The sequence below is a fragment of the Acidovorax sp. 35-64-16 genome (assembly GCF_002281195.1).
GTDB lineage: Bacteria > Pseudomonadota > Gammaproteobacteria > Burkholderiales > Burkholderiaceae_C > Acidovorax > Acidovorax defluvii.
Map to the genome: position 1 here is coordinate 1 of NZ_NCFM01000041.1, position 22,738 is coordinate 22,738.

Below are 22,738 nucleotides of genomic sequence, written 5' to 3' on the forward strand. Positions count from 1 at the left end.
GGCGGTCTTTGCGCACAAAACTCTTGTGGCCCGCCCAGGCCTGGATCAGGGTGCCATCTACGCTGAAGTGCTCGCCCGAGAGCAGTTCCTGCTCCTGGGCTTGTTGCACGATCTGATTGAAGAACTCGATGACCGCATCGTGCTCGATCAGGCGTTCGCGGTTCTTGCTGAAGACAGTGGGCACCCAGACTGCGTCGTCCATGGCCAGGCCGATGAACCAGCGAAACAGAAGGTTGTATTGAGTCTGCTCCATCAGCTGGCGCTCCGAGCGCACGCTGTAGAGCACCTGGATGAGCATGGCGCGCAGCAGCTTCTCGGGAGCAATGCTGGGGCGCCCGCCTTTGATGTCGGCCGCATACATCCGGGCAAACAGCTCGTCCATGTTGGCCAGGGCTTTATTGACCATCACACGGATCACGCGCAAGGGGTGATCGGCGGGCACGAAGTCATCGAGGTGGCGCATGGTGAACAGGCTCTCGGTGAAGGTGTCGGCTCCGCGCATGGATGGCTCGTCTGTCTGGTCGGTAGGGGTGCCTTGATTGTCGTGGCAAGGCGTCAATCAAACGAGGAGTGAAGGTGGAGGGTATTTCAGCAGCCTGTTAACTTCTTCATCGCGCATACCTACCTCCCATCCTGGCGTCTTGGCGTCTTGGCGTCTTGGCGTCTTGGCGTCTTGGCGTCTTGGCGTCTTGGCATCTTGGCATCTTGGCATCTTGGCATCTTGGCAGCTTGGCATCTTGGCGCGCGATGCGATGCCATCACCGTTGAAGCGCTACACATCCCCCCTGTCGGACGACAGTCGGGGTGAAAGTACAAGCGCAGCGGACGAATTTTACCGCCATATTCCGCCGTAGAAAGTCCACAAAAGCCCTGAAAAAAAGGTGTTTTAGGTGAACTGCACTGAGATTTTTGGGCGCCGATCAAAGACTCTTTTTTTTACGGTTAACAGTGAGGGCTGGGCACTGCGCAAGTCGCGCTGTTGTCCGTAGCACATACCTGGAGTTCATCCATGAATGAGAAGCTGCAAGCCATCGCGGCCAACCAACTGAAGGTGGCGCGAGAGCGCAAGGGGCCAGTTCCCACCCTTCCCGATCCCCTGCGCAACTTCAACGGCCTTCCCAATGAGGCCTTCGTACGCCTTCCCGTGGTGCTGATGCTGCTGGGGGTATCCCGCGCGACCGTCTGGCGTTTGTGCAAATCTGGCGCTTTACCTGCTCCTAAAAAGTTGGGTAGCCGAATTACGGTCTGGAGCGTTCGGGATTTGCGAAAAGTTCTGAATTCAGGTTCGCTTTGGACGCCCTCTGCGTCGGCATAAATCTAGGATTTATCAAGCGCGCCTCCCGTCAAAAAAATCCCTATTAATGCCCAAAAACCGCTAGAAATTGGTACTTTTTGGGTGGATTGATGGAGTCGGCGCGCAGCGCGAATGCACTGTTTAGTAGTAATTGAGTAGCTATGACCAACCAATAGTTGAACAGATACACCCAACCAATACTGTAAACAAATCAAGTGACCGAATGGCAAAGCAATGAAGTGTCGAGCATATGAGTGGGGCAGCACTGCACTGGTCATCATGGACACACCCATGCGAAGCCATTCGGTCACACACCAAAATCTACGAAATAATTTTATGTCTGATTCCCAAAAACTGTTCATCCGCCTTCCAGAAGTTCTTCCAGAGCATGGGCCCATCCTATTTCCCGCGAAGCACTTACTCATCATTGATGAAAAGCGTGCTCTTACCCTTAAGTCCGTGGAGGGTGATATTTGTGGACTGACCACTGCCAAAAACAAAATTACAGCGGTTACCAACGCGGTGCATGCGGTGTGTGGCTATGGTTTTTCGCAAAATCACCCAGCAATGCTGGTTGGGAGTAATGTGGTTATGCACAACCTCGTATATTATTCGGCGCCTACCTGTGTCTATACGCTGCAACGCTTATTGATTGAGAAGGGGGTAAGCCCGAGCTATGTGAAGACCATCCGGGTGGAGCACTGCAGCTTTCAGGAGATCACGCTAACCTTCTGTTTGCAGTTTGAGTCTGCAAAACAGGCTAGAACTCTTTTGAAGCAGCTCAAACGCTACGCAGGCATTGTTTTGAAGTCGCCGCGCAGCCAATCCGAAAAGGCATCGAAGAAGATCGGCTTTGCAGGCTCTGGGGATAGCGAGTCTTGGTATATCAACAAGACGGATCATCGCTCAACGCTGTTTTATATTAAGGATCGAAATCAGGCCGGAAAATACTCTTCCTTCGAGTCTCCTGAGGTGGCGAAGAAAATCTATACGCTGGGACAGGGCCTGCTCCGCATTGAAATCACGCTGAACTCCAACTACCTGATTGCCAACGGTCTCGATGATCCTCAGGCCTGGCGGGGCACCAAGGGTCAGGAGATCTACGAGCGCGAGTTCAACTGGCTGCGCAAGTTGTTGAAGGTGGATGTGGACTATCGGGTCAACAAGCCTCAGCAGCGCCATATGGAGGGGCTGGGTGAGCGGGAACAGTCTGTCCTCGACTGGTACCTGAAGGGCAAGCCGGTGAATCGGCACCCGAAATTCCAGTCAGGCGAGTGGAAGAAGTCGCCGATCAAGCGCCGCATTCAGGACCGCCTGCGCATCGACATTGACATTCCTTGGAAGGAGCACTGCCGCATGGCGATTCCGGGGCTGAGCGACTTGTTGTCGCTTGATCGGCTGGTTGTGCCCCCAGCGGAGTTGCTCGATCACTGCCATGTGTTATCGACAGTCAAGCGCAAGAATCGTGAACTGAAAGAACTGGCGAAGGCGGAAATCGCTGCTGCCGAAGCAAAGCTTGCGATGCAAGCACGCGCCAAGGGAAAGCGTGGTATCGCCCGCCGCGCTACGACATCTGCAGATTCGTCTGTGCTACAGGTGATTCTTGAGGCACTGCGGGAGAAGGGGGTGGAGCTGTGTTTTTCCACGGGAGCGGGTACCGGGGATGGCACCACGGCCGATATCTCTGATTTGATGGGGTAGTGTTTGCAGCCCCTTGGCTTGGAAACACCAAGCCAAGGGGCTCTCGCTTCGAACTCAACGCGCTTGACCATTTCAGGTGCTTTGACGGCGCTGGAATCGAGGGAAAGGGGGCTGCTTATTCCGACTGAACTGACCACCTAAACCGATTATGGCTGGCCGCTCCGCCGGCTGTGCTGGTCTAATTTCCCCGGACACCTCGATAGGTGGAATCCACCTGGACGAGGAACATGACCAAGAAACAAAGACGGACATTTAACGCGGATTTCAAGCTGCAAGTCGTGCAGATGATTCGCGAGCAAGGCCTGAGCGTTGGAGATGTCTGCCGTGACATGAAACTCGGCGAGACGGCTGTGCGGCGATGGCTGGCGCAGGCCGATGAAGAGGCGGCAGGCCGTCCCGGCATCGGCAAGCCGCTCACCGCCGAGCAGCAGCGCATCCGCCAGCTTGAGGCTGAGAATAGGCAACTGCGCGGCGATGTCGATATCCTAAAAAAAGCATCGGCCTTCTTTGCCCGCGAGCTTCGATGAGCTACCAGTTCGTTGAGCAGTTGCACAAGAAGGCCGTTCCTGTCGGACGCCTGTGCCGAGTGCTGGGCGTCAGCCGTTCGGGCTACTACGGTGCCCGTCAGCGCGCCAAGCTCGCGCCCAAGGCCTGCTTGGTCAGCGCGCAATTGAAGGCTGAGTTCGCCGCCAGTGACCGCGTTTATGGCAGCCGTCGCTTGGGCGCGGTACTGCGTGCTCAGGGGCTGCTCATCGGGCGCCACCGAATACGGCGTTTGATGCGTGAGAACAGGCTGCGAGCCCTATGGCGGCGCAAGTTCGTCCACACCACTGACAGCGGTCATGCGCTGTCGGTCTCGGCCAATGTGCTGGCGCGGCGCTTCGACCCGAGCGGCCCCAACCAGGCCTGGGTGAGCGACATCACCTACATCCGCACGCGCAGCGGCTGGCTGTACCTGGCCGTGGTGCTGGACCTGTACGCCCGCAAGGTCGTGGGCTGGGCGATGGCGCCGACCATGCATGCCGAACTGGTGTGCGCAGCACTGCAATTGGCCATCGCGCAACGACAACCCGAGCCTGGCCTGATTGTTCATTCGGATAGGGGCAGCCAGTACGCCAGCGCGCTGCACCAGGCGCTGCTGGCGCGCCACAGCCTGGTCGGCAGCATGAGCCGCAAGGGCAACTGCTGGGACAACGCCGTGATGGAACGCTTCTTCCTGAGCCTCAAGACGGAGCGGGTCTGGCAGCGCGACTACGCAAACCACGCCGAGGCCATGACCGACATTGCCGACTACATCGTGGGCTTCTACAACAGCGTGCGGCTGCACTCCAAACTGGGCAACTTGCCACCCAACGCCTTCGAGCAGCAATCGGCAATCAAACAACCTATCGTTGTGTCCAAAAAAACTTGACCAGCACAGGCACTGACCTGCAGAGTGTGGCCACATACAGTCCGTTAAGGCATTAGGCGATTGTGGGGAGGCTGCTAGACATGAAGAAGTTAGAGACCACGATCACATGCGACTTTCACCCGTGTACACGACATGCCCCGTTAACGACTATGTGAATCGTCCTGCCCAATAAGAACAGCTGTAGGCATTTATCGAATCACTGCCAAAAAGGCAATTGCGACGACAGCACCTACAACGCCGGAGGCGGTAACTGCCCCCCAGAGTCCCAGCTTGGGCTTGAGCCAGTAGTAGCAGCCAAGGGTGACCAGCCCGCCGACGAGGCCGAAAAGCTTGACGATGATGACCGCAACAATGGACGGCCACAGCCAGTCCCATGAGCCGGACTTCTTTTCGGGCGTGGTCGCTGGTGCTGCTATAGGCGCGACAGTCGCGGGCGCCTGCGGCTGTGACGGCGCGTTGGGGTCTTCGTATGCCATGGGTTTCCTCCTTTGTTGGTTGTCACTTTCCCGCCGCGTTCAGTGCGCTCATCAGGATCAGCACGGCGAAGACGGCGGCGGTACACGCAAGGGCGCGAAACACTCCCCACTTCTTGTGGAGCACCACGGCGGTGGTGGATGTGTCCCACAGCGTCGTGCCGGTTTTCGTGAGCCGCCGATACGCGAACAGTTGCGTGAACAGCGCGACGAATGGAATGCCGAACCCCACGCCCTAAACAAAGACCAAAAATGAGCGGTTCAGCGCCGCTGCGAAGGACAGCAGATTGCCGCCAAGGTGTGCAACCCGGATGCCAAACAGCCACTTCGCTGGGGTGGTTCCGAACAAAGAGAGCAGCAATGCCTCGGCAGGCAGCCAAATCAGATACAGCACCACACTGGCGATGATCGGGTTCTCAATGGCCTTTGCGAAACCCGCCGCCTGTTCGGGCATCGTCGCGCTGAAGGCAAATATCAAGAGCATGAACAGCACAAGACCTGCCGTGCAGATGTCGACCGTGCGCGCGAACAATCGCCGCCACGGATGATGTTGCCCGCCAAGAAATTTCTTGCTTTGATCGACCGGCGCGGCTGGCTTGGAGGCGACGCCGCCGGATGCTGGCGACGGGGCGTTGGGATCTTCATAGGCCACTGGCTGTTCCTTTTCTTGTTATCGGATAACGATGCTGCTTTTCAATCGGTTGTGCGCTGCTGTCGCTTGCGGATCGCCTTCGATGTACGAAAGCGTGATCAGGGCTTTCTCCGCGCCCAGCGGCACATGGTATTGAGTCACCCTCATGGTTTCCGCTGGATTGGCCGTGGAGGTGCGTCCGTAGCTGATGATCAAAGCGGTCTGACCGCCAATGGGTTCGACAGCAAAACGCGGACGCCCAACTTCCTTCACGCCGTGTTTCGCCAATCCGCCCCACATCGTCGGGGCCCCCTCGCGCCAACCGTCTGCCAAGTCTTTCAACACCTGCTCCTTGTCGGCCTGAACCTCTTGCCGAATATCTGCCTGCGTGATTGGCGGCTCCATCGGGATGAAGGACACCCGGACAAACATGCGCGACGGCGCTGGATAGGACTGCACTGAAAGCGACGCTATGTGTTGAGTAGGAATACCTGTCACCTTTTCACCCCACTCCTTGACCAGCCTGCGCTGCTCCGCATCGCTGATCGTCCAGTCGCCGGGAACCTCAAGCTGGACCCGCCCCTTGACGTTGAGCTTGGTGTACCCCGCCGTCTGCGCGACGACCGGCAGGGCGACCGCAGCCAGAAGGCAGAAGCACAGGGCAAAGAATGATGTTCTTGCTGTTTTCATCGTCAGTTCTCGGTGAGGAGGCTGTTCAGCAGTTCCTGCTGAACAGCTTGCAACCGGCCACGGCTCCTCGGTGATCCGGTTCCTTCATAAACGTTGACCGACAGAGGAAGAGAGTTCAGGAGCGTGATACCGCTGATCCCCGAAATCGGTCGGCTGGTTTCCCCAACGCTCATGTTCATGCGCATGGAAAAATAGACCGCGTTTCCATCCCGTCCAATCGGCTCAATCTTCATGTCAGACAGGCTGATGTCGCTGCTCTCGAATGAAGCCTTCAACCGTTGATTGAGTTCGACGGCGTTCACCCGTGGACTCGACTTGGAAAGGCTGGAAAGGAAGGCCTCTCGCGGCATCTCGATTCGCTGGAAATTCCCCTTCGGCCCGAGAAGCTGGATTTGCAGCCAGTGATCCAGCATGTCTATGCGGCCCCCTCGGTAGTCCTCCAGTTCGGAGCAACGGACTGCCGCATGCACTAGGCGAGAGCCTTCGCCGAGGGAGCGCCGTGCCAAGTCCATCAGCTCCACTTCGCGCGCCGACTTGCCTGGCGTGCAATAGCCGCTCGGATTCGAAAACATGACCTGCTGGCCAAGCACGTCCACGGATTCCGTTGCCGCGCTTGGCTGGATGACCGCCTCTTGGGCAGGCTTTTGCCTTGGCGTGATTGGCGGGGGAGGTGGCGGTTGATAGGCGGGGACAGCCGTAGTAGGTGCTTGCGCAACCGGGGGCGTCGCCGAACGGGTGTGCTCGTGCTTGGACGAGTTGACAAAGATGATGAGCAGAAGCCCGATTCCCAACCCGAAGCCGACCATCCACTTGCCAGTGGTCACATCGGAAGAACTGTCACTCTTTCCCTTGGGCAATTGAGGTGTGGCGGATGCAGTCGGGGCTTCCTCGGCCCGTGAGGGCGGAGGCTCTGGAGGCGGCTGGTTGCTCGGCGGTGGGGCGACTTCCGGCGCAGGTTCGCTGGCAGGACGGTTGTCTTCGACATCGGAGACGAGCGTCGAAAGACCGGAGAAGCCTGTGGCGTTTTCCTTTTGCTTTTCGTCAGCCACGGCCCGTCATCTCCATTTCAAAGCCGCATCTTGGTGTAGACGCCTTCGACCATGCAGTCGTTGCCATCTTTGAAGCGCAGCCTTCCAAAGCCGGAGTTCACAATGGTCAGGTAAGCCTCCTCGCCAAGGGCAAGGGACAGGCAGCTCGATGTCTTGATGTATGAGCTGGTTCCAAAGACCTCAAACCAGTCGTCTTCCTCACGGCTGACCGTCACCACGTATTTGCCCGGCTTCTGCTTCGACACGCCAAAGACCGCTTTCACGTCGCATTTGTCCTTACTGTCGAAGAAAATCACTTCGCCGCTGTAGCCTGACGTCTTGAAGATCGCCTCTTCGGAGTAGGCATAGACGTAGCAGTAACGCGTTTGGATGATGATGTCCTTGCCGTCGATTTTGTAAACGTTGCTGCCCTTGCGGGTCAGGTTCACCTCGTAGTTCTCGGCCAGAGCAGGTGCCGCCTGGAGGCTCATCATTGCCGCAAGTGCAGCCAGAAGGGTCTTCTTCATCGCCATCACCTATTGGGCTTGGACGCTCGACAACCGGTTTTTTACGAGGTCGAGCTTGGCCTTGTGGGCCAGCGGCCTGTTGAAAACACGGTTCTGGATCTGATCGGACACCTTGCTGATGGCGATGTACGCCATGCTCAGGCCGGACTCGCGCTCGGATGCCTTCTTCTCGATGAAGTCGTACGGGAAGTTGTCGCAGAACTTGTGGAAGCCGGAGAACTGAGCAACATCGTTGGTAAACCGAAAGCCGTCAGGCGTGAGGCGTGAGCGCCGGGGATGGTAAAGATCGATGAAGAAGATGAACCACTCAGCTCCGTTGAATGAAACCGCCTCGAACACGTCCACCGTGCCGATGGCTCCGAGGCGGTGGAAGAGGATGCGCTGGCCAGACTGGGTTTCGAGTCGGGACAAATACGCCAGCTGGCCAATGGGTCCATTGACCGGAATCGGATTGGTCTCGATGAAGCCAAACGGGCCGGTGCCGTTCGGGTCTCTATCGTAGGCCGGTGCCGATTCCAACATGGACTTCATCGCCGGATGGACGAGTTCCAACTGAAATTGCTCGTCATCGAGGATGCGATGGATGTGGGCCATTGCATCGCGCAGCGCCTTGTCTTCTTTGTTGCCACCGAATAGGTTGGACAGAAATCCCATGAATACTGCTCCCTTAGATACTTGGTTGAATCACTGCAAAAGTTCGCTCAAACGGCGCATTCCCGGTTTCTTGAAGCCCATGCGGATGGCCTGCTCCAGTATGTGAGTGTTCGCGCCGTGGATATAGGAAATCCCGGCGTTGATCTTCTTGTCGTCCTTGGCACCAATGCAGAACGAACCATCGGCACTCCACACATGGACACGATCCCAAGAGCAGCGAATCTGCTCGTTGGAGCCGAGGAACTTGCGCTTCACCAGCGTGATGCCATCGTCGTGTACTCGTGCATCGCCGAAATGCAGGTCGCGCCCTTCCTTCAAGGCTTCGAGCATCTCAGTAAGCAGACGCACGCAGACTGCACGCCAGAGCTTGTCGAGGAACGTGGTGTAGATATCCTGCTTCTTCAGCTCCACGACCGCTTCGGAATTCCGGTTGCCGAACGCAATCGTGTAGGTCGTCCCGGTAGGAATGCCATTGACGGAATGGCTAACGCCGCCCCAGCGAACGCGCGTGATCGAATCGAGCGGGAAGTTCTGACCTTTCCATGACACGCCCTGAGGCGAGATGCTCAAGGTGTCCTTGAACATCACACCGATCTCCGCACGGTACGTGATCTCGCGCGCCCACTCGTCCTGGCGCGCTGATGCCTGCTTGCGTTGCTGGAAGATGTCCGCGAGCGCGTCAGCATCCTCCTCGACCCGATCCGCTATTTCGGGAACTTCGGCAAAGATCTCCTGAATCAGACCCGTCAATCGCTGCGACTGGGCGAGCATGTCATGCTTGTTGAACAGATCGATGGCGAGACTGCGAATCTCGTAAGCCAAGTCGCGGCTTGCTTCGTGGTCGATGCCACGCGCTTTCGAACTCAGTTGAATGGGCTGGGCGATCTTGTCCCAATTGCGCGCAACCGCATCGAGCTTGTCCACATAGGGCTTGACGGCGGCTTCGCCTGAGCCAGCATGGTCTCTGGCCGCCTTGATGAGCTTGTGGACGTTCTCGGCCTCCTTTTGCAGGATGCCGTGCGTCTCTACCTCGTAGCTGTCCACCAGGTCATCGATCAGTCCAGGCGCATGATCTTCGCCGCCGGAGGTCACGCCATCCACGGTTTCGGTCATCACTTGGATGAGCGTCATCGGCGGCAGCCTGTTGATGGCCTCCTTGATGGCACCACGGTAGTACCGCTTGCGCTCCGTCAGTTCGGCTTCGATCTGGTCAAGCGCACGCACTTCCGGAAATCCGGACACGGCGCGATCCTCGTTGATGTCGCGCAACACCTCCTCCGGGGTCAGATCTTCGGCGAGGTAGGCGGCTTCCATGATGAATTCGGCCAAGTCGTCAGCATCGTGCTTGCCATCCACGGCTTCGAACGCGGCGGCCAGCAGATTCAGGTGCGCGAGCGTGGGCAGGCCAGACTCTTGGCGTATCGCCATCGGGTCGTTAACCAGGTTCTCGACCAACTGGTTCGCCTTGCGCGGCGAGACGCCGGGAAGCCACCCGATCTCCACGCTCAAGCGGGTGCGCGGGTTGGTCAGGTCGGAGCGTGCTTTCTGGCAAACGTTGTGATCCAGTTCCAACGACTTCTCTTCCGCCAACTCGACGATGCGTTTGCGGTTGTCGCGGGTCGTCACGCCCAAGACTGCAAACGCCGACTGGTGTAGTGCGGTTGTGATTAGGCGATGCGTTGACTTGCTCGGAATCGATGCCGTGGTTGAGCGTTGACTGCTTACCGATGGTGCGATGTGTCTGGCTTTTGGAATTCCATCAGGAGGAAATGCCCGTCGGAAACACTCATCGACGATCTGTTGTAGCGAATGAGTTTTTGCCATCGCTTCGCATACAACTTCGAACTGCACATCCAATTGCGAAAGCAGGGTACTGTCCTGCAGGAGAATTGGATATTGGTTGATTTTTTGCGCCATTAACGGCACTAGCCTTGGGTCAACCGATTTTTGATTAGCTAAGTTCGTGGATGGCGATGACGATGGCGAAGAGGTAGAAGATTGGGTGCGCAACATCGCAAGAAGTTGCGGGTCTTTCAGCGCGTCGAGCGCCTGCACGAGTGCTTCACGCGGGACGGACAGCTTCTGGCCGTTGCGCAACTCGAGGCTGTATTGCGCAAGCTGATCGTTGGACGACAGGTGGTCGGACAGAGCGAGCGAAACGGCGTATTCAATGTCCGTGCGAGGGGCAACATTGCAGCTCCGGCAGGCGACCAGTGCGCCGGACTTCGCGGAGCCGCATTTGAAACAGATTGCCATTGCCATATCGATGCTCGCTCCTATCTGCCTAATGCTCGAAGTTGTGCAACAACGCACCTGTTGTAACTTGCGGCCCCTTCACTGCGTTTCAGAATGCAGGCAGTTTCAATGGCATCCTTTTCGTCATAGGCCAAACCTGAAAGGCTCGGTAGTCGAGGCGCATTGGCAAGAGCGCCAAGTTGGGCAACCAGACACCTGTTGTAGCTAGCGGCTCCTTCGCTACGTTTCAGGATGCAGGCAGTTTCGATTGCATCCTTTTCGTCGTATGCCAAGCCTGACAGATCAGGCTTGCGGGGGGCGTTGGCGAGAGCTCCAAGTTGAGAAGTTAGACATCGGTTGTAAGTGGCAGCTCCTTCACTACGTTTCAGAATGCATGCGGTTTCAATGGCATCTTTCTCGTCGTAGGACAAGCGAGATAAGTCTGGTGTTCGAGGTGCGCTGGCAAGAGCGTTAAGCTGGCTGGATACGCACCTGTTGTAGCTGGCAGCTCCCTCGCTGCGTTTCAGGATGCAGGCAGTTTCAATAGCATCCTTCTCATCGTATGTAAGTGACTCAAGGCCGGGGGCTGCGTGACTTTGAGCACTGAATACGGCTGTACTTGGATTGGATCGCGCTGGGGCTGGGGCTGGCGTCGAAAGCGAGCCTGTGGACGGGCGCGCGAACTTGCTCCGGCCTTCAGACTGGAACTGGCTCCGGTACGGCTCGATGTCGCGCCGCGCACCTTCCAGCGCGCCGCTGCGATAACGGAAACTCCCGCAACGGCTGTTGTAGTCGGCCACCATCGCATTGAAGCGATCGACATCACCATCGCTGTAACTATTCACCACAGCTTTCGCTGCTTCCATGCGTATATCTTCCCCTAAACAGTAGCGTATTTGTGCAGTTGAGAGCACTAGACTGGAGCCGATAGGCGGTTTATCTTCGGCCGGACTGGCTGACTGCTGAGGCAGTCCCGGAGTTGGCGAGTACGCGGAAGCTGCATTTTGATTCGAAGGAACGGGTGCTAAGGTCGCTGAGTTATCGCTTGGCTCATCCTCTTTGACAGGTATTGTTTTGACGTGAAAAAACTCATTATTCTTGAGTTCATAAAAATGGGCGCCATGTTGCCCGGTTTCATTTATCAAACCTGCAAGAACAAGAAGTCGGCTATTTTTTTTAAAAATAATCTTTTCGCCAGCACTTTTCCAACAGCATGCAGTTCCAGGCAGTTCAATGACTTGACCAGTTCGCGCGCTTACTGCAACGCCCATTAAACAATCCATCCCACAACCCCAGGTCGCGAGAATGTATTCGCCTGCAAAATTAATAGATTCAGCCTGAGTCCTGCGTATTCTTGTTTTGAAATTTTTATCGAAATCAGTGAGTAAATTGACTTTCGCCCGCTGACCAGAATAAAATTCAGATGAATAGTCACCAAACTTTGGTGCTACTGATTCTTCAGTTTTATTTGGCGTTCCTCCTCGGCTATTTTTTTGCGCCTGTATTGTTGTTGCGTTCGTTAAGGACGAAGAGTCCTCATTCTTATTGGACAGGCCAAACAGCCAGAAAAGCACACCAAAAACAACGACAACGCCCAGCAACCATTTGCCACCAAGTGAGTCGCCAGAAGGTGGCTGCGCAGGTTCTTGATACGTTTGGCGCTGTTGACTCGGTTGCGGCTGCGGCTGGGCGGGCTGCAAGCCGGGACGTCCGGCGCTCGGCACAGCGGCAGCAGGCTCTTTCTTGGGGACAGGCGGAGGCGGCGACGACGTGTCCACATCGGACACGAGCGAGGAAAGGCCTGCGAAGCCTTTGCCTTCTCCCTTCTTCGGTTCTTCTTCTCCGCCTGTCACTACCACCTCCCCTTAAACAAATCCAATGCGCCGTTTTGTTTCGCCACCCTCGCGCTCCCGCGCCGGTGAGGCACGTAGGGCGGACAACAGGCTGGCCTGATCCAGTTTTTCCTTGCCGGATCGTGCCGCCAGCCGCGCGCCTTCGCGCACCACAAAGGAGACGTCGGACAAGGGCCTGCCAGCCAGCTCCTTCGCCAGCGGCTTGGCATCCACGTCCGACTCCTTCGGCAAGGAGGAGAGCAGCTTGTCCAGCAGCGACTGCACTTCAACCTCGCTGGCGAAATCCACCTTGATGACGTGATCGAAACGTCCTCGGCGCTGGATGGCCGGGTCGATCATGTCGATACGGTTGGTCATGGCGACGATCAGCACGTCGTTCTTCACCGCCTCCGGAATGCGGCGCAGGAACTCGGCCACTTCCTCGACGCGGTGATGACCCGAACCCATCTCGCGGTCGGCAAGGAATGCTTCCATCTCGTCGATCACGAGGACGGACGGCGCGTTCTCCATCGCCTTGTCAAACACCTGCGCGACCTTCTTGCTGGTCTCGTGGATGTAGGGGCTGGCGACGCTGGAGGCGTCGATCTGAAAACTTGGCCAGCCGAGGAAGTCCACCAACCGGTCGACCGCGAAGGTTTTCCCGCAACCTGGAGGGCCGTGCAGGATCAACGCCGACGGGAACTCTATCCCGAGCGCCTTGTAGCGGTCACGGTGCAGGATGATGTCGACGATGTGCTCGTTGAAGAAGGCCGCCAGTTCGGGACGCCCGGCGAGTTCGAAGACCTTGTTCGGTTCCGGCTCAGCGCGTCTGACTTGCTCCACCTTCTCGGCGGGGGCGGCTTCCGTTGTTTCGGCAGGAACCGCAGGCTTGTGCGCCAGCGGGATGATTTCCGCGACTTCGAAACCCGCCGCTTGCACGACATCCTTCAAATGGCCCGCACCGAGCCAGCTCATGGACTGACGCAGCCGACGAAAGGATGAGGCCGGGATGTTCGTACCGCCCGTCAGCCAGTAGCCGAGCACAACATCGTCGCCGGTTCTGGAGCTTATGCTGTAGGTCGGCAGCAGCCGGGTGATCTTCTCGATATACAGCGCGTCTTGCAGCGGGGAGTCCGCATCGATGTCGCGCGTTGCCTTCAACGCCAAGGCGAAGGAAAGCGCCTCGGATTTATTGTCGGGAGACTTCCCCTCGCTGACAGGGCAAAGCGTCTGGCTCGGCCCGCATGAGATCGACCGCAACTGGCGGTCGCCGAACTGTGCGGCGTTGAGCGTCCCATCTTCAATCAGACCTGCATCCAGCCAATGCTGCGCCAGTGTGTCTTGTGCAATAAGCGCACGACCACCGCCCATAGTCTCGTAGATCTGCCAATCCACGCCCTCGCACAGTGCGGCGCGAACTTTCGCGCCGTCTGGCAGCTTGAATCCAATGGGGAGCCATGCGTCGAGGGCCATGAGATCAACTCCGAACGATATTGGCACCGGCCATCATTTCGTCGTCACCCGCAGAGCCCACTTGAATCGAGATGAGTTGGCCGACCACTGCGCGCAACTTGTCGATATCGTTGGCCTTGATGGCTTCGGTTCCGACCGCCACAAGCTGCGCATGTTCTCTGGCGTCAGAGAAACGGTAGCTTGCTTGAGCTAGTCGTTTGAAGTGGTCGATCACGAACCAGTCCTGACGCCACAAGATCATGAAGTTGCGGCTGCGCAGATCATCCAAGTGCGACTCGAAATCGCTGCCGTTGTTTTCGAGCGCACGCTGTGCCGTTTTGACCAAGTTGTCGAAGGACGTGGCCTCGGTGGGGCGCGCGTGCTGACGCACGGTGTTGTCGAAGAAATCGACCGATCTATCCAGTTCGAGTTGGCGGATGTCTTTCAGGTGTTCCTTGCGGGTCAGCGCCAGCAGGCGTTTGGCCTCCTGCACGTTGTCCATTGCCTGCTTCGCCGTTTCCGGATCGGCTTCGCCCGACTCAATAGAGCTGGCCTGCTCCAGTTTCTCGCGGGCCTGCTCCAGACGCGGGTCGTCCACTTTGGATGCCATCTCTTCAAGGCGCTCCAAGGTGTGCTCCGATTGCTCCTGAATATTCCTGGCCTGGTTGGAGTAGTCGAGCTTGGCTGTCAGACTGGAGTAGAAGTTGCGACCACTCTGGAACGAGCCGCTGATGGAGGGAACAGAAACCTCCAAGAAGATGTTGCCGGAATCGAGCACTTCGTAATCGCAGATCAAGTCGGCGCCTGCAGTGATGACGCCGTCGTCGAAGTCCGTGCCCTTGATCTCGAACATACCGATAAAGCGGTTGTCATTGATGGGATCGGAAATGTCGCCTTCCCACAGCTTGAACTTGATCGACCCGGCGCTCCCGGCCTTGAGGGACTCTTCCGCTTTGAATGTCTTCTTGGCCTTCTTGGGTAGCTGATCGCCTTCTCGAATCAGGTAATCCGGTATCAAGCGACCACCGACCTTGTCACGCGCTTCAACAAATATTGAATGGGATGCGGGAATCGCGTCAATACTGGCGGCGGTGCGGGCGATGACGATCTTGTCTTCGCCCAGCGCAATCGGAGCCCCGTTCGAGTTAAACACGAACACCTTGAAAAGGTTGTCGCCGGGCTTGGACAGCATGAGTTCGACACTCGCGCCGTCTTTCAGCGCGACTCGGCCCGACGACCAGCCTGTGTCGAGGCTGTCAATCTGGAACTCGATGCCCGCAGGCGCACGTGCCAACTTTGCGACGATCTTGGCCTTGTGCTCCGGTGTGCGTGCGATGTAGTTGAATGAAAGGTCGAGTGCACCACCGGCGCTGAGTGCGCCACGGGAACTCTTGCGCCCACGGCTCTGCGAAGCCCAATCGATGGACTCGGCAAACACTGCCGCACCTTCGGCAACGGCAGTCATCGGGTTCACGTCGGTGGACGCTGCGATGCCCAGCTCGAAAGCAACCTTGTCGCGCAAGTTCTTGTATTGCGCCGGCCCACCCACAAAGACAACCCGCTCAACGTCGTGCGAACTCAGCCCAGCCTTTTCAATGCTCTCGCGGGTGGCCTGAATGGACTCTTCGACCTTGGACGCAATCAAGCCGTCGTACAAAGTTCGGCTGATCGGAATATCGAGGTAAATTTCTTCACCCGCCTGGTCACGCACACCCAGCTCATTCTCGGCAAGGCTGACGACCGACTCTTCGCTTTGCGACAGCGCAATTTTTGCTTTTTCAGCTGCCCAGGTCGCGATGGTGCGCAACGATTTGTACTGCGGATTGGATGCCAAGTCTTCCGGCAAATCAAAGTTGTCGAGCAGCCACGGCTTGACAACGTTGTCGAACAGGATGCGGTCGAAGTCGCGCCCGCCACACATGGCAATACCGCCGTGGGCAAGCAGGTTCACGCGGCCACCGATGCTCTCGGCAATGGCGACATCCAGCGTGCCGCCTCCAATGTCGTATACAAGAAAAATGCCATCGTTCTTGCGTTGCCGCATGACGCTCATCACTGCTGCAACCGGCTCTTGCATCAACGCAACCCGCCCAAGCCCGGCTGCATCTGCGGCAGCCATCGTGGCGTCCTTCTGCATTTGGTTGAACGCGGCCGGAACCGTGATGACCGTGCCGGTGTCGCCATCGCCGCGAATTTCCTCCGGCAGGTAGCCAAAGAGCGAACGCAACACCTCGGCGGAACATTCCTCCGGCGTCATCGTGAGGTTGACCGCAGGCAGCTTCACGGGCGTGCTGGTGCCCATGAGTCGCTTGAATAGCACCGCCGCATTGTCGGGATTCTTTGCGGCACTGTTGTAGGCACGCGAGCCGACGTACTTATTGCCACGCCGGTCGATGAAGATGGCCGAAGGCGTTACATCGTGCTGTTCGGGGCTTTTGTAGAGGTGAATCTTGTCCCCATCGAACGAGCATATGGCACTGTTGGTCGTGCCGAGGTCGATACCGACGTATTTCATGATTCCACCTTCCTGAGCATTACCGTCCCTTGTTTGCGCAGCCCCTTTGGCCCCATGATGATTGGCTCCAGCATCTGCTCAACGAGCAGCACATCTTCAGGGCCGAAGTCACCCAGGTTCAAGGCAGATGCAGCCATCCCCGCGTCGTAGGGCTGCCCCTCGACATTGACCAGCTTCAGACCGTTAGAGTCCAGGCTTTCCTCGACTTTCTTCTGGAAGTAGCGAATCTGGTTGATGTAGCGGCCTGACTCGCCCGCGTCGAGCTTGCCGACCACCTTCCCGAACAGACGCGAGAAGCGCCAACTCTCGACAGCAATGTCGATCAGCGATTGCTCTAGCCGGTCCTTGTCTTGAATCTGGTGCGTCATCAACCCCTCCCCTAGTTACGACATTCCGGTCGTCCGTTTTGTTTGTTGCCGAGTCCACTAGCGAAACTCGGCTTTGAGGAACGCGAAGTTCAGGATCGACGTCGCTGCTGTCAGACTCTGTATCCCCTGGCCTTTGTGTAGTGTAGTCAGAGTCTGTTACGACACTAACAAATGCTTATCTCGAATGGGCCGAAGCCCGAAAGCCCACTTTAAGTCTGCGATGTCATCGCGACACCGGTAAGCAACGCCACTTCTTGGTGCCAGAAGTCACTGCGCTAAGCGCCCAGGCGGCTATCAGCCTGACAGGAAAACTGCTGCAAGCTGTTGAGGACGGCAATCCTTCGAATACACGAACGTTGAGCCGAAGCGGACATGAAAGTCAGACAAAAGCCTCCAAGCCCTTGCGCTTGAGCAACCCCAGTACGCGACGAGCAGGCCCACCGGGACGCTTGTCGCCAGCTTCCCATTGGGCTACCGATGACGTGGTGGTGTTCACAAACGCCGCGAGCACTCCTTGACTGATCTGCAGCTGGGAGCGCAGCTTGACAATGTCCTTCGCCTCAAACACTTCGTCGTCCAAGCACAGCGCATCGTATTCACGCAAGGATTTCAGATCCATGAAGCCCGCTTTGTGCAGATCCGTGGCGGTGTCGTGCAGCGCGGCCAGCAGCGGGCTGGCAGCCTTTTTTGCTTTAGCAGTCATTGCATATCTCCAATAGGTTCTTACCAGTCACAAGGGCATCGAGGTCCGCTTCGGTGTACGCGAACAGGTCGGTTGCCATCTTTTGCAGTGCGGCTTTTTCGCGGTCCGTGATGTTGGCGCGGTCATTCTTCTCGAAGCCATACACAAAAAACCAGTGCGACTTCTTGCGGTGCGCAACAATGGTGCGAGAACTTCCGCTCTTGCCCTGTCCAGGCAAAGCGACTCGTTTCTTCACCACGCCTCCGCCCAGATCGGCGTCGATCAACCCTTGCTCCATCTCTTTGACGGCATCACACAGGGCGGTGTCCGTCAAGCCAGCCTTTGAAGCAAACTTGGCGAAGTGCTTGGTTTTGAAAACGCGCTTCTTGCTCATGCCATACTATAACACTAAGTGATATAGTTTGGGTCTGCTTGGGCGTGGCGGCCACCCCGTTACAAGATAAAAGCTGCCCACGCTTCCATCATTGCGCGCCGCTTCTCCAACATGTCCCCGCGCCGGTACGCTGCCTCCACCTTGTTGCCGACGATGTGCGCCAGCGCCATTTCCGCCATCTCCTGGGGGTAGTCGGTCGCTTCTGCTGCCCAGTCCCGAAACGATGACCGAAAGCCGTGCACGGTGATGTCGCTGCGCTGCATGCGCCGCAGCACGGCGGTGAGCGTCATGTCGGAAAGGGGCTTGTGGTCACGCACGCTCGGAAACACGGTTTCGGTGTCCGCCAGCTTCACCGCTTTGAGTTGCTCAAGCAGTTCGACGGCTGCATTTGACAGTGGTACACGGTGCTCCCGCCCGGCTTTCATGCGCTCGCCAGGGACAGTCCACAGCCGTTGCTCAAAATCCACCTCGTACCATTCCATGCCACGTACTTCGCCCGAACGCGCTGCAGTAAGTATGGTGAACTGCAACGCGAGTGCACCAATGCCGTTTTGCTTGCGCAGCTCGGCCATGAACGGTTTCATGTCGCGCCACGGCAGTGCCGCGAAATGCTTGGCCTTGGAGACTTTGGAGCGCGCAGGGAGCAAGGCTTCGAGGTGGCCTTTCCAGCGGGCCGGGTTGTCTCCCGTGCGGTAGCGGTGCACGGTAGCCCAATCGAGGATGGCTTCCACGCGGCCCCGCAGGCGCGAGGCGGTTTCTGCCTTGGTGTGCCATACGGGGTCGAGCACCCGCATGATGTGTGCGGTTTCGATCAGGGCGACATCCATCTTGCCGATGATGGGGCCTGCATAGGCTTGAAGGGTACTGGTCCACTGTTCGGCGTGTTTGGCACTCTTCCAGCCCGAGCGGTGTGATTCGATGTACCGCTTGGCACAGTTGTCGAACGTGACCGTTTTGGCTTGCTCGGCCCGCACGACGGCAGCCGCTTGTTGCTTGACTTGCATGGGGTCGATGCCCTGGCGCACCTCGCGACGCCACGTTGCGGCTTTGTCACGTGCTTCGGCAAGCGAGACATCGGGGTATGGCCCGAGCCCCGTCCAGCGCTCACGGCCATTGAATGCATAGCGCAGAATCCAGGACTTGGAGCCCCCCTCGGTGACCTTCAGCCACAGGCCTGCGCCGTCGCCATGCAGGCCTGGCTCCTTGAGCCTGGTGGCTTGCAATTGAGTGAGTTTGTTGGCTTTGACCATGGACAGAGTTCGACGGAGACGAGACCCAAATTTTGGCCTCGTTATACGGAAAATTATACGAAAAAAACACGAGATTGGGAGATGTCATCAGAAACACCGTGAAACAACAAAACTAATAAGCCATTGTTTTTATTGGGTTATTTTCTGAATTTGTGCGATTTCCTGACGCAAAGTGAAACCCAGGTTCGACTGCCGCCCTCTCCGCCATTGATACAGTAAAAACGGGCCCTCTGGGCCCGTTTTGCTTTTCGCCGATTCCACAGCGCTGCCTTGAATTTCCTACGGCGGCAGGCTCTTGGGTCAGCCAACCCTCGCTCTACCCACCCAGATTGCAACCGACCGTAACTCCGCTTCTGGATTCGCAGGTTTCGCCGTTGTCTTACAGACGGAACCGACGCGGTTTGTTGAAATCTCACCGACAAGCCATTGAGGCTCGTTGGGGGTTATTGAGGCCTCCTGATCCTTTTCTTTTGTTGAGGATTCGCGCCATGAACCGCTACCACTTTCAACCCGGTACACGCGCCATCGTGGCATTCACTGTCACGGTGGTGCTGGCCGTTGTAGCTGCCGTGCTGGGGTTGCTGCCCGATATTGCCGTGCAATCTGCCGACTCCATGACGCACCTGCCCCATCAGCTGGACCAGTTGTTGCCAACCTCTCTGTTTGAGTAGGCCTGAGCAAGCACCCTATTGTCATTGCCCACTGCCCACTGCGGCGTGCTGGGGATGTCACGGCGGTGCGGAGCGCCGCTGGGAATGCTCCCACCAACGGCACCACACCGATTACTCCTGCTTGCCGCCACGCTCGACAACGGCGATGCGCCGCCGCAGGCTGGCAACGGCCTGGGTATCCCCTGCGGCCCGCGCCCGCTCAACCTGCACCAGCAGCCAAGCCAGCAAGGGTCTGCGCCAGCCCTGTGCCGATGCTGTTGCCACCGCGATCGACAGGGTGGCAGGCGTGGCATGACCGGTTTTGAGCAAGACGCCCGCCGCGACCAGGCGCGAAAGGGGGTCCTCAATGCCGGAAAGCTGGGCCCCTGCATCTGTTTGCGAGGCCTGGGCCGCGTTGCGCTGGGCGGGGGGCAGTAGTTCCATGTCTTGCGACGTGAGCTGCCCGGCCAGATAGTCCGCGTAGGCTTTTTCGGCGGCGGGGGCATCTTGGCGCAGCGCGTCAAACCCGGCACATGGTTCAAACACCAAGCTGGCCACACGCCCGGCGCAGCGCAGCAGTTCCAGCCGGGCCAGCAAATCCAGGCGGCCCGTGCGGGCGAGGGCTTCGCGGGCGCGGTTCCATTCCAGCTGCTCGACCCGGGTGTCACCCGCAAGATAGGCGTCCTGGGCCTTTTGCGATGCCCAATGGGCGTCTATCTGCCATTCGGGGGTCGGTGGGCCGCTGGCACAGGCCGCCAGCGCCAGGCCAAGGCACAGCGCACTCCAACGGTAAACGCGCTTCGGCACTGCGGCGAGGGTGGTCATGGCAGTTGCAGCTCCGTGTTGCGGGCAAAGGGCCATTTGCGGTTGATCTCGTTGACCAGGCTTTCCACTTTGCGCAGGTTGCTTTCCACCTCGGCGCGCAGTGCGCCCAGGTCGGTAGTGGCCTCGCGTGCGTTGGCGCCAACGGCTTGCGCCTCCACCAGCACCGCGTCCACCTTTTTGAGGCTGGTGCGGGTGTCGGCCAGCAGGCCATTGAGTTGCACCACGGTCGCCCGCACCTCGGGCACCAGGGCGTCCTTGCTGCCATCCTGGCCAAAGACCTGGCGGTCGGCGCGCGCCACCATGCCATCGAGGCGGGCGAGCAAGGCATTGGTGCGGTCCAGCGTGGCCACGATCTTTTTTGCATCGGCTTCGCTGCCCATCAGCACACCCAGCGCGCCGCCCGGCCCGTTCAGCCGCGCGGCCAGTTCCTGCACCTGACCCAGGCTGGTACCCAAGGCGGCGTCCTGGGCGGTGAGGGCATTGAGATTGCCCAGCAGTTCACGCGCTGACGACATGAGCTGGGGGATTTCGGCCGTGGCGTCGCCGCGCAGCACAGGGCGCACAGCGCCATCGGGCAAAAGCGGGTCGCTGAGCATGCCGGTGTAGGCACGGATATTGGTGCCTCCCACGAGGCCACGCACCAGCGTGAACACGCTCGACTGGCGCAGCCAGTGCGCGTCCTTGCGCGGCACGTCCACAAGAATGCGGGCATTGCCGTCGTCCGACAGCTCAATGCGCCGCACCCGGCCGATGGGGAAACCCGAGAACGTCATGTCCATGCCCACCACCACGCCTTCGGAATCGTCGGCCGTGAGCACCAGCGTTTGCGTGGGCTCAAAGGCGCCGCGCGCATACAGCAAATACAGGCCCGAGCCCACGATGAGCGCCAGGGTAAACAACAGCAGCGCCATGGCCTTGAGCTGCAGATGGGCCACCGGGCGCAGTGTTTCGACCACCGGCGTAGGTTGCGGCGAGGTGGAAGGGTTTGGGTCTGTCATGGAGCGCTGCAAGGGTTCGGTAAAGCCATCGGTATCAATAGTAGTTGCCGACGAGCGAGCCCACCTCGATCAGCAGCAGCACGGCGAACATGCGTGCGAGGCCACCCAGCTCGGAATCGGGTGTGACGCCCTCGCCCGCGTCGTACATGCCGGCCGTGGTGGGAATCAAGGCCACGGCCAGGCTGGAAAACAGCGTCTTGAGGGCAAACACCAGCGTCACCGCGGGCGAGAACACATGGCCGAACATGCGCGTGTAGCTGGGCAGGCCAGCCAGGTTGAAGCCATACACGCTGATGTAAGCCATGATCAGCGCCACCACGCACGACAGCGCTGCCAGCGTGATGCTGGCAAACACACCGGCGACCACACGCGGTAGCAGCTCCATGCGCACGGGGTCACCGCCCTGGGCACGCAGGGCGTCAAAGTGACCCGACTGGCGCAGCAGCGCCAGCTGGGTGCCATGGGGAATGGTGCAACGCATCGCTACAAACAGCGTGGCCGTGAGCGGGATGAGTTCGAGTACCAGCACGCGAATCACCATTTCGAGCGCATAGCGCGACAGCCCATAGCTCAGCGCCGTCACCACCACGATGCGCGTGATGACCAGTGCCAGCAACGCCGCCAGCACCGTGAACCCCATCAGGATGGGCGCCGTGTCGAGGTAAATGTGGCGCGCCAGCGTGCGGCGTGCCGCCCGGGTGTAACTGGAGGGCGACAGCACCAGCACCAGCATCACCGCGCCGAGGTACACAATGCGCCCCCAAGCCAGCGCCCAGCGCCGAGCGGTGCGCCACAGGCGCTCGGGCAAGGAATATCCGGGCAGGTGGGAGAGCATGGGGGGATCATAACGTCCGCACCGCTGTGGAATTTGAACAAAATACCACTCTAGCGCTTTACTGGTAAGCGCCTACAGCTACTATTTTAGTAGCGCCAGAGAGTTTTCTCAGACAACGTCCAGGCAACCCGCCAAAATGAAGATGGTTGGCACATAAAACAGGCTCTCTTCCGTTTCGGGTGGAGCGCTACAGCTCAAAAAAATCTGTTGACACCCCCTGAACAGGAGCCGTTCCGATGCAAGAAGCATTGTTTTGCCAAGCGTTAGGCCTTGCAGCCCCCTGGGCGGTAGAG

General features: G+C 58.4%; 24 protein-coding genes. 4 read left to right on the forward strand and 20 right to left on the reverse strand.

The features are described from left to right. Positions 1 to 502, reverse strand: a 502-nt coding sequence (locus B7Y64_RS16680; RefSeq protein WP_291329447.1) for an IS5 family transposase, incomplete at its 3' end; no start/stop codon positions are given. Between the two features lie 507 nt (positions 503 to 1,009). Between B7Y64_RS16680 and B7Y64_RS16685 the strand changes: the two genes are divergently transcribed. From B7Y64_RS16685 to B7Y64_RS16695, 3 genes are all read left to right on the forward strand, one after another. Beyond that, positions 1,010 to 1,315, forward strand: coding sequence for an AlpA family phage regulatory protein (locus B7Y64_RS16685; RefSeq protein ID WP_291325205.1), 306 nt, complete (start codon positions 1,010 to 1,012; stop codon positions 1,313 to 1,315). Between the two features lie 315 nt (positions 1,316 to 1,630). Beyond that, entirely contained in the window at positions 1,631 to 2,995 is a 1,365-nt protein-coding gene (locus B7Y64_RS16690; protein WP_291325207.1) for a hypothetical protein, read from the forward strand. 227 nt (positions 2,996 to 3,222) lie between these two features. After that, positions 3,223 to 4,406, forward strand: a protein-coding gene (locus tag B7Y64_RS16695; protein WP_291325209.1) for an IS3 family transposase whose coding sequence is annotated in 2 segments (ribosomal slippage) — positions 3,223 to 3,493 and positions 3,493 to 4,406 — 1,185 coding nt in all. Because the reading frame shifts where the segments join, the coding sequence is not laid out codon by codon here. Positions 4,407 to 4,594: 188 nt separating this feature from the next. On the opposite strand, the gene B7Y64_RS16700 is transcribed toward B7Y64_RS16695, so the two are convergent. The 15 genes from B7Y64_RS16700 to B7Y64_RS16770 all read right to left on the reverse strand — a co-directional run bounded on the left by B7Y64_RS16700 (position 4,595) and on the right by B7Y64_RS16770 (position 19,137). Beyond that, positions 4,595 to 4,882 carry a hypothetical protein gene (locus B7Y64_RS16700; protein ID WP_291325210.1) on the reverse strand — a complete coding sequence of 96 codons (288 nt, stop codon included), beginning with the start codon at positions 4,880 to 4,882 and terminating at the stop codon, positions 4,595 to 4,597. Positions 4,883 to 4,904: 22 nt separating this feature from the next. Then, a complete protein-coding gene (locus B7Y64_RS16705) occupies positions 4,905 to 5,111 on the reverse strand; it encodes a hypothetical protein (RefSeq protein ID WP_291325211.1) in 207 nt (68 codons plus the stop codon). A 3-nt stretch (positions 5,112 to 5,114) separates the two neighbouring features. After that, positions 5,115 to 5,531, reverse strand: a complete 417-nt coding sequence (locus B7Y64_RS16710) for an RDD family protein (RefSeq protein WP_291325212.1) — start codon at positions 5,529 to 5,531, stop codon at positions 5,115 to 5,117. A gap of 18 nt (positions 5,532 to 5,549) precedes the next feature. Next, positions 5,550 to 6,200, reverse strand: coding sequence for a hypothetical protein (locus B7Y64_RS16715; RefSeq protein WP_291325215.1), 651 nt, complete (start codon positions 6,198 to 6,200; stop codon positions 5,550 to 5,552). 2 nt (positions 6,201 to 6,202) lie between these two features. Beyond that, a complete protein-coding gene (locus B7Y64_RS16720; protein WP_291325217.1) occupies positions 6,203 to 7,249 on the reverse strand; it encodes a hypothetical protein in 1,047 nt (348 codons plus the stop codon). A 17-nt stretch (positions 7,250 to 7,266) separates the two neighbouring features. Continuing rightward, positions 7,267 to 7,761 (reverse strand): hypothetical protein, encoded by a 495-nt coding sequence (locus B7Y64_RS16725; protein WP_291325218.1) that lies wholly within the window; start codon positions 7,759 to 7,761, stop codon positions 7,267 to 7,269. A 3-nt stretch (positions 7,762 to 7,764) separates the two neighbouring features. Continuing rightward, a complete protein-coding gene (locus B7Y64_RS16730) occupies positions 7,765 to 8,409 on the reverse strand; it encodes a hypothetical protein (RefSeq protein WP_291325219.1) in 645 nt (214 codons plus the stop codon). Positions 8,410 to 8,439: 30 nt separating this feature from the next. Next, a complete protein-coding gene (locus tag B7Y64_RS16735) occupies positions 8,440 to 10,671 on the reverse strand; it encodes a hypothetical protein (protein ID WP_291325220.1) in 2,232 nt (743 codons plus the stop codon). A gap of 14 nt (positions 10,672 to 10,685) precedes the next feature. Further along, positions 10,686 to 12,497, reverse strand: coding sequence for a hypothetical protein (locus tag B7Y64_RS16740; RefSeq protein WP_291325221.1), 1,812 nt, complete (start codon positions 12,495 to 12,497; stop codon positions 10,686 to 10,688). 12 nt (positions 12,498 to 12,509) lie between these two features. After that, positions 12,510 to 13,949 carry an ATP-binding protein gene (locus B7Y64_RS16745; protein ID WP_291325223.1) on the reverse strand — a complete coding sequence of 480 codons (1,440 nt, stop codon included), beginning with the start codon at positions 13,947 to 13,949 and terminating at the stop codon, positions 12,510 to 12,512. A 4-nt stretch (positions 13,950 to 13,953) separates the two neighbouring features. Continuing rightward, complete coding sequence (locus tag B7Y64_RS16750; RefSeq protein WP_291325224.1) at positions 13,954 to 16,443, reverse strand: Hsp70 family protein; 2,490 nt, start codon at positions 16,441 to 16,443, stop codon at positions 13,954 to 13,956. Next, positions 16,440 to 16,811 carry a hypothetical protein gene (locus B7Y64_RS16755; protein WP_291325225.1) on the reverse strand — a complete coding sequence of 124 codons (372 nt, stop codon included), beginning with the start codon at positions 16,809 to 16,811 and terminating at the stop codon, positions 16,440 to 16,442. The genes B7Y64_RS16750 and B7Y64_RS16755 overlap by 4 nt, the downstream gene beginning before the upstream one ends. Positions 16,812 to 17,190: 379 nt before the next feature. Beyond that, positions 17,191 to 17,514, reverse strand: coding sequence for a transcriptional regulator (locus B7Y64_RS16760; protein WP_291325226.1), 324 nt, complete (start codon positions 17,512 to 17,514; stop codon positions 17,191 to 17,193). Next, entirely contained in the window at positions 17,504 to 17,887 is a 384-nt protein-coding gene (locus B7Y64_RS16765; protein WP_291325227.1) for a type II toxin-antitoxin system RelE/ParE family toxin, read from the reverse strand. The genes B7Y64_RS16760 and B7Y64_RS16765 overlap by 11 nt, the downstream gene beginning before the upstream one ends. 59 nt (positions 17,888 to 17,946) lie before the next feature. Continuing rightward, entirely contained in the window at positions 17,947 to 19,137 is a 1,191-nt protein-coding gene (locus tag B7Y64_RS16770; protein WP_291329449.1) for a site-specific integrase, read from the reverse strand. Positions 19,138 to 19,625: 488 nt separating this feature from the next. Here B7Y64_RS16770 and B7Y64_RS16775 point away from each other — a divergent pair, with 488 nt between their 5' ends. Next, a complete protein-coding gene (locus B7Y64_RS16775) occupies positions 19,626 to 19,808 on the forward strand; it encodes a hypothetical protein (protein ID WP_024814804.1) in 183 nt (60 codons plus the stop codon). Positions 19,809 to 19,919: 111 nt separating this feature from the next. Here the strand turns inward: B7Y64_RS16775 and B7Y64_RS16780 are convergent, their stop codons facing one another. The 4 genes from B7Y64_RS16780 to B7Y64_RS16795 form a co-directional block, all read right to left on the reverse strand. Beyond that, positions 19,920 to 20,612 carry a hypothetical protein gene (locus B7Y64_RS16780; RefSeq protein WP_291325488.1) on the reverse strand — a complete coding sequence of 231 codons (693 nt, stop codon included), beginning with the start codon at positions 20,610 to 20,612 and terminating at the stop codon, positions 19,920 to 19,922. Continuing rightward, entirely contained in the window at positions 20,609 to 21,610 is a 1,002-nt protein-coding gene (locus tag B7Y64_RS16785; RefSeq protein WP_024814802.1) for an MlaD family protein, read from the reverse strand. The genes B7Y64_RS16780 and B7Y64_RS16785 overlap by 4 nt, the downstream gene beginning before the upstream one ends. Before the next feature lie 34 nt (positions 21,611 to 21,644). After that, on the reverse strand, positions 21,645 to 22,445 hold the full coding sequence (locus B7Y64_RS16790; protein ID WP_024814801.1) for an ABC transporter permease: 801 nt from the start codon (positions 22,443 to 22,445) through the stop codon (positions 21,645 to 21,647). A gap of 108 nt (positions 22,446 to 22,553) precedes the next feature. Beyond that, on the reverse strand, positions 22,554 to 22,738 hold a 185-nt coding region (locus B7Y64_RS16795), incomplete at its 5' end, for a hypothetical protein (RefSeq protein WP_291329451.1).